Annotated in this window: 12 protein-coding genes; 6 read left to right on the forward strand and 6 right to left on the reverse strand. The window is 53.7% G+C overall.

The genetic code is table 11. The annotated features are described in order from the left end of the window. The 3 genes from Q8Q07_02785 to Q8Q07_02795 all read left to right on the forward strand — a co-directional run. The coding region (locus tag Q8Q07_02785) for a GNAT family N-acetyltransferase (GenBank protein MDP3879218.1) at positions 1 to 390 on the forward strand (390 nt) is incomplete at its 5' end. Positions 391 to 428: 38 nt separating this feature from the next. Beyond that, positions 429 to 1031, forward strand: a complete 603-nt coding sequence (locus Q8Q07_02790; GenBank protein MDP3879219.1) for a MarC family protein — start codon at positions 429 to 431, stop codon at positions 1029 to 1031. A gap of 71 nt (positions 1032 to 1102) precedes the next feature. Continuing rightward, complete coding sequence (locus Q8Q07_02795; GenBank protein ID MDP3879220.1) at positions 1103 to 2842, forward strand: hypothetical protein; 1740 nt, start codon at positions 1103 to 1105, stop codon at positions 2840 to 2842. Between the two features lie 30 nt (positions 2843 to 2872). On the opposite strand, the gene Q8Q07_02800 is transcribed toward Q8Q07_02795, so the two are convergent. Together Q8Q07_02800 and Q8Q07_02805 are read right to left on the reverse strand one after the other, a co-directional pair. Next, positions 2873 to 3808 carry a universal stress protein gene (locus tag Q8Q07_02800; GenBank protein MDP3879221.1) on the reverse strand — a complete coding sequence of 312 codons (936 nt, stop codon included), beginning with the start codon at positions 3806 to 3808 and terminating at the stop codon, positions 2873 to 2875. 49 nt (positions 3809 to 3857) lie between these two features. Beyond that, positions 3858 to 4169: a winged helix-turn-helix domain-containing protein gene (locus Q8Q07_02805; protein MDP3879222.1), complete on the reverse strand. Its 312-nt coding sequence runs from the start codon at positions 4167 to 4169 to the stop codon at positions 3858 to 3860. 303 nt (positions 4170 to 4472) lie between these two features. Here Q8Q07_02805 and Q8Q07_02810 point away from each other — a divergent pair, with 303 nt between their 5' ends. Further along, positions 4473 to 4631, forward strand: a complete 159-nt coding sequence (locus Q8Q07_02810) for a hypothetical protein (GenBank protein ID MDP3879223.1) — start codon at positions 4473 to 4475, stop codon at positions 4629 to 4631. Positions 4632 to 4762: 131 nt separating this feature from the next. Here the strand turns inward: Q8Q07_02810 and Q8Q07_02815 are convergent, their stop codons facing one another. The 4 genes from Q8Q07_02815 to Q8Q07_02830 form a co-directional block, all read right to left on the reverse strand. Continuing rightward, positions 4763 to 5488 carry an isochorismatase family protein gene (locus Q8Q07_02815; GenBank protein MDP3879224.1) on the reverse strand — a complete coding sequence of 242 codons (726 nt, stop codon included), beginning with the start codon at positions 5486 to 5488 and terminating at the stop codon, positions 4763 to 4765. A gap of 70 nt (positions 5489 to 5558) precedes the next feature. Further along, complete coding sequence (locus tag Q8Q07_02820; GenBank protein MDP3879225.1) at positions 5559 to 6221, reverse strand: lactate utilization protein; 663 nt, start codon at positions 6219 to 6221, stop codon at positions 5559 to 5561. Positions 6222 to 6246: 25 nt separating this feature from the next. Then, the gene (locus Q8Q07_02825; protein ID MDP3879226.1) at positions 6247 to 7122 is read right to left on the reverse strand and encodes a DUF1932 domain-containing protein; all 876 of its coding nucleotides are present in this window, start codon (positions 7120 to 7122) and stop codon (positions 6247 to 6249) included. Positions 7123 to 7213: 91 nt separating this feature from the next. After that, positions 7214 to 8482 carry an MFS transporter gene (locus Q8Q07_02830; protein MDP3879227.1) on the reverse strand — a complete coding sequence of 423 codons (1269 nt, stop codon included), beginning with the start codon at positions 8480 to 8482 and terminating at the stop codon, positions 7214 to 7216. A 399-nt stretch (positions 8483 to 8881) separates the two neighbouring features. Between Q8Q07_02830 and Q8Q07_02835 the strand changes: the two genes are divergently transcribed. Continuing rightward, positions 8882 to 9607, forward strand: a complete 726-nt coding sequence (locus tag Q8Q07_02835; GenBank protein ID MDP3879228.1) for an FAD-dependent oxidoreductase — start codon at positions 8882 to 8884, stop codon at positions 9605 to 9607. Beyond that, positions 9607 to 11454 (forward strand): glycoside hydrolase family 15 protein, encoded by a 1848-nt coding sequence (locus Q8Q07_02840; protein MDP3879229.1) that lies wholly within the window; start codon positions 9607 to 9609, stop codon positions 11452 to 11454. Before Q8Q07_02835 ends, Q8Q07_02840 begins: the two co-directional genes overlap by 1 nt. Positions 11455 to 11640 lie beyond the last annotated feature (186 nt).

The following is an 11640-nucleotide window of genomic DNA, read 5'->3' on the forward strand; positions in this document are numbered from 1 at the left end:
GAAGTGGTGGTGGCTGAGGAAGTGATCAATGCCTGCTTGCATGACCCCGCAAGCTCAGGGTATTATACACTGGTAGCTGAGGTTGATTCGGCTATTGCCGGTTATATCTGCTATGGTCCTACTCCGTTGACCGATGGTACCTGGGACCTGTACTGGCAGGTAGTTACCCGGGAGAAGCAGGGGCAGGGCATCGGTACCGCCCTCATCGCAGCCGCGGAAGATGAAATCAGAAAAGCCGGGGGAAGACTGGCTCTCATCGAAACATCTTCTATGCCGGAGTATGAAAAGACACGGCATTTTCACCTGAGCCGGGGTTATGGAGTAATCGCCTGTATCCCTGATTTTTATGCCCCCGGCGATGACAAGGTTATCCTGCAGAAGCGGTTGTGAACTTAGCCATCAGCGGCTACGGGGAGGGACCCCGGACAATGGGAAATTATCTACAGGACTTCGTGTTAACTTTTGTTCCGCTCTTCATCGTTATCGATGCTCTTGGTAATCTGCCCTTTGTGGTTTCACTGAGCGAGGGAATGTCCCGGCGGGAGCGGCACAAGATGATTCGCGTCGCCATAATAACGGCGGCGGCTGTCGGCCTGGTCTTCCTGTTCTTCGGTCAGTTCATCCTGCGGGTGATGAATATCTCCGTGGGCGCCTTTGCCATCGCCGGCGGGCTTATCCTGCTGGTGCTATCGATAAAGTACCTGGCCACAGGTCGAATGGTCGATGTTGTTAAAGAGGAGTTGGTAGCCGTGGTCCCCATCGGCACGCCCCTGACCGTGGGGCCGGCCACCATTACCACTCTGCTGCTTCTGGCGATCCAGTTTCCGCTTTACCTGGTGCTGATATCCTTTGCTCTAAACATGCTGATTACCTGGGGAGTATTCCTGCTGAGCAACTATATTGTCCGGTTTATGGGGCAGGGCGGACTTCAGGCAGTATCCAAGGTATTCAGTTTGCTGCTTGCCGCCATCGCGGTGAGTATGATTATCCGCGGCCTCGGGCTGGCTGGTATAATCAGTATTACCGGTTAGTGTGGTCAAGTAAAGCTTTAAGAGGTTCCAGTCAGGTGCGCTGGCTTGTTCTTACTGAAAGAGGACAGTTTATGTTTCGTATCCGTCGGGTCTTCGATGATATTACTCCGGCTAATCAGGAAGCGATAGAACAGGTACAGAATATCCTGCGCACTCAGTTCCCCGCCCTCTCCAAAAGAGAGGTAGCCAGGCTGCCGGAACAACTGCGCAATCCGATGAAATACCGCTTCCGTTCTATACTCTTTGTCGCTGAGGGTTCGAAGGGGAGTATCGTTGGATTTGCTCTGCTGTTCCATGAACCTGTTCTCAAGTTCTGCTACCTCGACTTTCTTTCGACAACCAAGCAGACGATGGGTGGGGGCATCGGTGGCGCCCTTTACGAAAGGGTGCGTGAGGAAGCGCTGGACCTGAAGGCAATCGGGATTTTCTGTGAGTGTCTGCCTGACGATCCTGGATTGAGCCGTAACCCTGAAGTCAGGAAACAGAATGCGGCGCGCCTGCGCTTTTATGAAAGGTACGGCGCCCGCCCTGTTATCAATACTGCCTACGAGACTCCACTGAAGCCCAGTGGGGATAACCCCCCTTACCTGGTCTATGATGACCTGGGACAGGATATCGGATTGCCCCGTGACCGGGCTCGCGCTATCGTCCGGGCAATCCTGAAGCGAAAATATAAAGGCATCTGTCCCCCCGAGTACGTTGATATGGTGGTCGAATCCTTTCAGAATGACCCGGTACGGCTGAGAAGGCCGAGGTATGTAAAAAGACCGCCTGTTCCCATCGAGCATACTACGCCGCAGGATAAGCGTATCATACTGGTCATCAACGACCGTCACGGTATTCACCATGTGGAAGAGCATGGTTACGTTGAGTCTCCGGTAAGGATAGACGCCATCTTAGATGAGCTTGATAGTACGGACCTGTTTCAAAGGGTGGCTCCCCGTCATTTCTCGGAAAAGCATATCAAGGCGGTGCATAACCCGGCTTTTGTGGACAACCTGAGAAAGGTTTGTGAAGGGCTTGAACCCGGGATAGCGGTCTACCCTTACGTCTTTCCGGTGCGCAACCGGACGCGTCCACCCAGGGACCTGCCGGTACGCGCCGGGTATTACTGTATCGATACCTTTACCCCGATTACCAGCAACGCCTATCCGGCAGCCAAGAGAGCCGTAGATTGTACCCTGACCGCGGCCAAGAAGCTCCTTGAGGGTTACCATCTGGCTTATGCCCTGGTGCGGCCACCCGGCCACCATGCCGAGCCCAGCACCTTCGGTGGTTTTTGCTATTTTAATTCCGGCGCCGTTGCCGCGGAATTTCTCAGCAGGTACGGCAAGGTGGCTATCCTGGACGTTGACTACCATCACGGTAACGGCCAGCAGGAGATATTCTACGAGCGTTCTGACGTGCTGACCATATCAATTCACGGCCATCCCCGCAGTACCTATCCTTACTTCAGCGGCTTTGCCGGTGAGAAGGGCAGAGGGGCAGGCAGGGGGTATAATATCAATATACCGCTACCGGAAAGCATTGATGGTGAGTATTACCGCTCTGTTCTCGGTGGGGTATTGAGGCGTGTCACCAGGTTCGACCCCCGGTTCCTGCTGGTTGCTTTAGGGCTGGATACGGCCAGAGAAGACCCTACCGGCAGCTGGAGCCTGGAAGCCAGGGACTTCGAGTCTATCGGGCAGATGATTGGCCTCCTCCGTTTTCCCACGCTGGTCGTTCAGGAAGGGGGGTATGATGCGCGTGTGCTCGGCATCAATGCCCGTCACTTTCTGGCCGGGCTGTGGTCCGGCGCCTACCAGGCATGATGAGCCTCAGCAATTCAGCTAGCCAGCCGCTCATCTCGGAGAGCGACCGATTAGTACCGAGCACTCGGCATATCTGGCTACTCTTTCGGCCACGCTACCCAGAAGCAGTGATTCAATGCCTCCAAGACCCCTGCTGCCCAACGCAATAATATCCGGTTTGTACTTTTTGGAAGCTGCCAGTACGGACTCGGCAGCGCCGCCTTTTATTACTAATGAGGCCGTCCGGTATCCCTTAGCCTGGTATCGCTTTTCTACCTCCGCCGTTATCTTCCGCGCTTCATTTTCTTCCGCTGCCTGGAGCTCGATTAGTAGCTGCTGGTTGGTTTGAAAATCAAGCGTCGGCGTCTTAACCCAGGCTGTGATGTGAGACTGGAGAGCGGTTATCACAATGACCTCGCTCTGCCGTGGCAGGGCGAGGTCCAGTAGCAAATTGGCGACCATATCCGAATGCCGTGAACCGTCAGTCGCCAGCAGGGCCCGTTTGATGGTACCTGTTTCCTTTATGTTTGCGGTAAGCTGTCCGTCACTATCAGGTCTTCCTCTGGCCAGCAGGATACTGGCCCGGGCATGTTTCAGCATGGTCTGGGCAACGCTGCCCAGACGGAAAGTACGCTGGTCAGTCAGTCCTTTGGCTCCCAGAATTATCAATGAGGCGCCAATTTCATCACTTACCTTCAGTATCTCTTCCGCCGGGTTTCCCCATCGTACCCAGCTCTCGGTCTTGAGGTGACGAGTATTGACTTTTTGCGCTATCTCCCGGAGTAGTTCGATAGCTTTTTGTTGCTGTACCCTGTTCTTGGTCGGAGCGTCATTGAGTTTGCGCAGTGTAATTCCCCCCAGGAAAGTATGCTCCGGCACTACCGTAAGTATCCCGAGCTCGGTCCGGGAGGGAAGACAAAGAGACGCTAGCAGCCTGGTGGCGATTTCAGCATGGGCGGAGCCATCAACAGCCAGAAGAATTTTCATATTCAGCCTTCTCCCCTAATTACCGGGCTGCTCAACCCGTCTCTGAGTTTCAGTTAGCTTGATTCTTAAGCGCGGTTGCTTTCTGACATTCGCGCTGTTTCCAGCCGAGCACCATCAGTAATTCCCCTACGGCAGTATCAGCCGTTCTCATCGGTACATTGGGATGGATGTGGTAGATATTCCTGGTGCCAACTTTAGTTTTGGTAATATACCCTTCTCTCTCAAGGTCCATGATTATCTTGTGGGCGGTCCGCTCGGTAATGCCGACATCATCCCCAATCTCTCTGGCTGTTTTTTCCGGGTTCTTGGCGATAGAAGCCATTACCAATCCGTGATTCGTAACGAAAGTCCATTCACTCATCTCAATTCCTCCGCGTCTCAAAAAAAGGGGGGAACCCCCCTTGACAATTTTCAGTACTCCTGTTAATATTACTAGAAGTTTATTTCAAGAATATTTAATCTACTCTTATAATTCTTGAAGAAGTATACTAGAAATATCGCTCCTGTGTCAAGTGGCAATTTGAGGGTAATGTCCGGTTTTGGTTGGTGATGTCATTGCAGGCTGTTACTGCGCTGGCAATGGCCGTGGCAGTCAGGGATAATATTTGTTTGATGCTAAATACCGTTTGGGAATCGAAATAGATTATTCTGATTGGGGGGCAAAATGGGTATATTCAAAAAGAAGCAGCAGCCGGTCGTTAACAACATCGAGTTGAAGTGCTCCGTGGAAGGGTGCTCTTTTACCTGCAGTCATACTGTTCTCTTCGAGAGGCACATGAACTGGAAGCACCCGGAGTTAACCCAGGGCACGAAAAAAGCCTGAAGCGTAAAATGGGTATCTGACCCCGCCTGACACTATCAGGAATGGTTGATTCCTGAGCAGTTGGGGTCAGCACCGTCCTGTGCTGACTCCAACCGTATTAGTTATGTTTCAACCGCAAGCTCATCGCGCGGTCAACTTTTTTGCCTTGAGGTGTCTCCCGCTGCGGCGACATATTGCAGGGCTTCTTCCAGGGTAATAACATCGGCAAACTTGGCGTTCATATCGAAAAGACTGACCAGGTGTGATAGCTCGAACTTGTCGAAGACGCACTCTTCAACCACGAAACACGGATAGCCGTGTGACCAGGCTCCCACCACCGTGGCACGCACACAAACCGAGGTAACGCAACCCGCGACCAGCAGGCAATCAATGCCCATGGTCTGCAGGCAGGACAGCAACGGTGTCCCCTCAAAGGCATTGGCTTTGGTCTTGCTGTGTATTACCAGCTCTGAACTCAAAGGAGCTATTTCGTCAACAATTTCATAGCCTTTCAGCCGTCTTTCCAGGTCTTTGCTCTGTATCGTTTTCGGTGACCCCGCTGATGGTTTGGTTGGTCCAACGCAGAATTGCTGAGTCACGGCGTCATTAGCGGTGAAAATCGCCGGAATCTTCTGGATCCGGCAAGCACCGAGGAGCTTCTTAATATTTTCCAGCGCCGTCCAGCCCGCTTCACCGCAGCTGGTGCGGTACTCGTCAACAGCCTGGAGCACCGGCATCGGCCTGGAGCCAAGAAAGCCTCTGGTGACGTCGATTATGAGCAGGGCTGGATTAGTCCCGTACTCCTGTCTGGAGCTGTAGCCCAGTTTCTGGTAGAGCGCCCGGTCAGTTTCGGGTAAAATTTCCTCCCAGCGTCTCATTGTCAGCCTCCATCTTGATGCTATTTCACCACAATTATGACTCCCCGCTTCCGGCGGGACTGCAAGCTTCTTATATCCCCAGTTCTTCCCCGACGATAATGACGGTTATCCTCTCCTTCTCCCGCTGGTGTTCGATGATGCAGACGTTGTTACACATTCTCTCCATGACCCGGCAGTCAACGCAAACTCCTGCTTTGGCGCAGGGTACCGGGTGACCTCTCCGCCGGGACTGTATCGGGACTACGTAGTCCTTTATCCTGCGTATGGCCGCGTCAACATCATGGACAATCTTGTTTATCCCGGCAATGGCGACTACCTTGCCCGGTCCGAAGATTATCGCCCCGACACGGTTACCGGTACCGTCAATACAGACCAATTTCCCATCAGTGGTCAGCGCATTAACACTGGTGATGAAGACATCGGCGAGCAGGCTGCGCGTGCGCTTGATATGCGCGGAGTCTTTGCCGAGTTTCTGAACGTCTTCTCCAATCAGGTCATAGTTCCCCTGGCGTAAAGCATTCTTCACGCCAATATCATCAAGGGTGCGTGACCCTCCGTACCCTACTTCACTGCCCTCCGGAATCAGGCTCATCACCTTTTCCAGCGCTTCCTCTTTTGTCTTGACAAAAATCCCGGTTATGTTGTTCTTCTCCAGCGCCTTGATAACTCTGCCGGCCAGTGTTTCCTGGTACCACCCCCGGGCTTCAATCAGTTTAGCCAGGTCTTCATCCATTACGAAAACGCCTCCATTTTTGTATTTATCTTAAAGTTCGTGCAAGTGTGTCCAGAACGGTGTCCAGTGACGGGTCAGGCTGCCGTGACGTCTGGTCAGCCAGGGGTGTTTTGCCGACGAAACGGTAGAGGTCAGCGGCGCCCCGCAATATGAGAGGGGTCATGCCCAGGCTTTCAAAGGTAGCGGCAATCTCTTCCATTTCACCGACCCACCGCCGCGCCCGTCGCGGCATTGATGGGATGCGTCCGATGAGTGCCTGTATAACATCACTTCGGCTTATCTCAAACTCAGCCTGGAGCGCTTCCTCGAGGCCGAGCGCTCTGGCTGCCACCATGAGTTCCGTGCACAGCGCGGTGATTCCCTTGGTGGAAGCGGCGTAGACCATCTTGAGACCGGACGCCTGGCCGATATCCGGCCCCAGTGTCCGTATGTCCAGCCCGGCTCCAGCCAGCGATTCCAGCGCGGATGTATCGGGGCCGGAGCAGTAAATGCGCGTACTCTGTTTACCGGCTCGTGGTGGTGACCCGATGATGCCGGCGTCGATGAAAGCGATTCCGGCATCTGCCATGGTGCGCCCGATGTTTAGAATTGTCTGAGGCGCGATGGCGTTACAATCGGCGAATACAGGGTGGGCGCCGGTGCGGCGGATACTGTCGGCAACTCGTTGGCCCAGTGCCATGGCTTCGGCGGGTACCAGTACGGAGAGCAAGAGTTCCGCTTCGCGTACCAGATTATCCAGGGAGGGCACATCGCGCATACCCGCCTCGCTGGCCCTGAGGCGGGTCAGATCACTGCGCCCCTCCAGACAGGTAATAACGTCCAGCCCGGCATCCCGCAGCATCCTGCCGATGGCGGAGCCCATATCACCAGGACTCAGGATGCCGACTGTTCGCACATTCATTTTCCCACCGTTCCTTGTCTTTCTGCAGTTGCTCGGTTTAGTCTATCATGTTTGATAATCGCGGGGCAAAGGACGGCTAAACGGATTAAGGTCAGGCTGCTTGCTTACCTGTCTGTCCGGGGTTTGGCAGGATCAGTACAATGGCCGCGCCCAGCAGGGTCAGCATGCCGAAGCTTAGCCAGGCGCCCTGATAAGAACCCCAGGTATCATAAACTAACCCGGCTATAGGCGCACCGGCCATATTCCCCAGCATTATTATGCCGGACATGAAACCAAGTATGGTGCCAAAGCTGGTACGGCCGAAGTATTCCCGGAGCAGGGATATCCTGGTGGTGACATTAGACCCCCACCCCAGGCTGAAAGTAATGATAAAAGGTATCAGCAGCCATGCCATACCTGTGGTGACATATCCAAAGAGAAACATGCCTGCGGTCATTAAAATAAAACCGGTGGTTAACAGTCTTCTGCTACCAATCCTGTCGGCGAGCCAGCCGCTGCCGAGGCGGCCGGCAATGCTGGCCAGGGGCAGCAGAAGTGTCAACAGGCTGGAGACACCGCGGCTGAAGTTGACGCTGCTCAGATAGGGCATCATGTGCGTTATTACAGCCCCTACGACCAACGAGTGAAACATGGCCGATACTGACAGGTACCAGAAAGCCCTGGTGCGGAATGCCTGTCTGGCCGGAATGTTGACCTCCTCTATTGCCGGAGAGACAGGTACTTCTTCCGTCTCCGGCGGACTGCTGATATCACCATCAGGCTGATAGCCATAGTTTTCCGGTTTGTGACGAACGAGCAGTGCCAGTGGCGGACCTATAACCAGCATTCCGATGCCGATAACAATCATTGTCAATCGCCATTGTAGTGTATCGATTAAGCCGGTTACAACGGGGACAAGAAGGCCGCCGAGTCCGAATCCGCTGGCGACAATGCCAATAACCAGTCCTGCCCGGCGGCGGAACCAGTTGGTAACCGCGGTCATCAGTACCGTGCCGGTACAGGTGCTCATCCCTATCGCCAGCAGGGCAAATGCCATGTAGAACACGGCGAGAGAGGAGACCTGGCTCAGAAGTAAAAAACCCAGGCTGATAATGATCGTTCCGCCCAGGATTAGTTTTCTCGGCCCCCAGCGGTCAGCCAGTAGCCCCATGATGGGAGCCAGAAGACCCGTCTCCAGGCCGCGCAGCGAAGCAGCCAGTGAAATCTGAGCGTAGCTCCAGCCGAACTCACTGGCTATTGGCTCAAAAATCGCGGTAAACCCGAAATAGACAACACCGCCGGTATAGAGTGTGAGCGCTAAACATGCGCCGACAATATACCAGCCATAAAACACCTTCGAACGTTTCTGATGGGAATCCATTAGCGGCGCGGCTTACTCCATCCGGCTGGAATTCAAACCAGGCTGTTGAACCCCGTAAGTTATCCAGGCGAAAATCATTGGTGGTAGTGTTTAATATTAGCACCTGTGTCCGTTACCTGCAAACCGGTGTAGTACCGGAGCATAGAGATGTCCCTGTCTATGGAGGGATCGGCATTAAATGTTATGGTTTTGTAACTTTTTCAGCATTGATTTTATAACTTCTTGATTTTCGCAATGGCATAATAAAAAGACCTCATGAACGGCAAGATTGAGCAGGGTTTCCTGCGCCCGGTGTTGACCATGATACTGATTGTGTTAGAGTACGGGCAGTAGAAGCACAACCGGGTCTCCGGATAGCGGCGCATCAAGCTGGAAAATAATTCGGCAGGAGGTCAAACAGTGTGGCAATTTGAGACCAGTGTGTCAGAGGTAATTCAGCGTACTCCGGATATCAAGACTTTCCGTTTTGACGTTGGCGGTCGGAAAGATATTGAGTATCAGTCAGGCCAGTTCTTCTTTGTGACCATCCGGATTGACAGCAGGGAAGCGGTACACCACTTTACGATTTCCAGTGCGCCTACGGAAACCGAAAAAAATGGCTACCTTGAGTTCACCAAGCGAATTACCGCCAGTGATTTCTCCCAGGCTTTAGACCGGATGAAGGCCGGAGACTGGGTTAGATTACGGGGCGCCGAAGGAGACTTTGTCCTCCCTGCGCAGAACGGGAAACTGGCTTTCCTCAGTGGCGGCATCGGGATTACCCCGCTACGCAGCATGTTACGCTATATGGCTGATAAAAAGCTCGATTACGATGTAGTTCTCATCTACGGTAATAATACCTGGGAGAATATCGCCTTCCGTGAGGAACTGGAAGAGATAGCCAGTACGCGCAAGAGTATCAGAATAGAATACGTACTCTCGGGGCCGGATTTCCCGCCCGGATGGGAAGGTAAAAAGGGGTTTATCACCAAGGAACTGATCACTGAACTGATGCCGGACTATCAGGAGAGAACTTTTTATCTTTCCGGCCCGCTCAGGATGGTTATCGCGCTGGAGGAACAGATCTCCGCAATCGACGTGCCGCAGGAGCAGGTCAAACGCGATTACTTCCCGGGCTATGATTAGTGTCAGGATTAAACCAAGTACGGTTTGGAATAGCGTCGAGCGAGAAAGTGTATTCACCTCAGTACCGGGCGATAAGCGACTACGGATTAATCGGGAACAAGCTGTCCGCGGCCCTGGTCAGCACCCAGGGTTCTATTGACTGGTATTGTCCGCTGCGTTTTGACTTGCCCAGCGTTTTTGCGGCGATACTGGACGAGACCGGGGGAGGTAAGTTCCGGATAAGTCCGCTGCTTTCGTTTGAATCCAGACAAGTGTACCTGCCCAATACAAATATACTCCGGACATCCTTCCAGACAGAGACAGGGCAGGTCATCCTGACGGATTTCATGCCCTGTTACCGCGGTTCTGACGGCCGTCTGATGCAGATAAACCAGGTTCACCGCCTTGTTGAATGCTCGGACGGTAAAGTAGAGTTGGAAGCGCTGTTTGAACCAAGACCTGATTATGGCCGCGAGTACCCGGCGCTCGTCCTTCGAAAATATGGAGTCCTCGTTCAGAACAATCCAGAACCATTTGCCTTATCTTCAAACGTAGAGTTCCGTCTCCAGGGGGATGCCGCCAGCAGCCATTTTACACTAAATAAAGGTGAGAAGGCAGAGTTTGTTCTGCACTCCGGAGAACCACAACCCGCGGCGCTTTACAACCTGACTGACCGACTGAAGAAGACCAGGAGCTACTGGGAATATGAAGCCCGGGGTGGCACCTTCTACGGCCTGTGGCGAGAGACGATACTCAGGTCATACCTGACCCTGCACCTGCTGATCTATCAGCCCGCCGGTGCCATAATTGCGGCGCCGACTACCTCTCTACCTGAAGAGATTAGCGGGGAGCGTAACTGGGACTACCGCTATGCCTGGCTCAGAGATGCCTCGTTGACCTTAAGCGCCTTCTCCCTGATGGGGCATAAGGATGAAGCTGCCGGGTTCATGAACTGGCTCTCCAAGGTCTGCTCGGTCCGCGGCCCGGCGGGACAGACTCTCCATGGTATTGATTTTAATACTCCTCCGGATGAGCAGACACTTGACCACCTGAGCGGCTACCGGAACTCAAGGCCGGTAAGACTTGGCAATGCTGCCTATCTTCAGCGCCAGCTCGATGTCTTCGGCGAGGTGCTTGAGGCTGCCTACAACTACCTCAGCATACGCGGCTATATTTCTCGCGGTACCTGGCAATTGCTTGAGGCTTACGTTGACTCTGCCTGCCGGCTCTGGCGAGAACCTGATAGCGGCATCTGGGAGGTTAGAAGCGCTCCCTCTCATTTCATCCATTCCAAACTGATGTGCTGGGTCGCTCTCGACAGAGGCATAAAGATAGGCGAAATACTGGGCTATCGGGAGAACCTGGAGCGTTGGGGGGAGACCGCGGGTCAGATAAGGGAAGATATTCTGAGCCGGGGCTGGAATTCCTGGCGGGGAGCCTTTACCCAGCATTATGATACCGAAGCCCTGGACGCCAGCGTCCTGCTGATACCGCTTTACGGCTTTCTTCCCGCTTCAGATGAGCGCATGGTATCCACGATAGCCCGTATCCGGGAAGAGTTGGGCTGGAACGGGCTGCTCCGCCGCTATGACCAGGCGAAGGTCAATGACGGTCTGAAAGGAGACGAAGGCGCTTTTCTTGCCTGTTCAATCTGGCTGGTCAGGGACCTCATCCGGCTGAATAAACTTGATGAAGCGGTGCGTCTTTACGAGCGAATTCTAAAGTGCGCCAATCACCTTGGCTTGTTCTCAGAGATGGTGAACCCGGATACGGGCGAGGCTATGGGTAACTTCCCGCAGGCGTTAACTCACCTTAACATAATCATTGCCGGTTTAGAACTCAACCAGGCAACACTCTGGGGGTGGTAGCAATCGTCTTTTGGACATATATCAATCTAGTACCAAGTAACACTTATAGTTACGCTGCCGCCACTGCTGTCATTGCGAGACCATTCCGCCGCAGGCGGAAGGCGAAGCAATCTCGGCGGGGGCGGAATTATCCCTTACCCCCAGATTGCCACGTCGTCCACCGGAGGCGGACTCCTCGCAATGACA

It is taken from the genome of Dehalococcoidales bacterium (assembly GCA_030698765.1).
Lineage (GTDB): Bacteria > Chloroflexota > Dehalococcoidia > Dehalococcoidales > UBA2162 > JAUYMF01.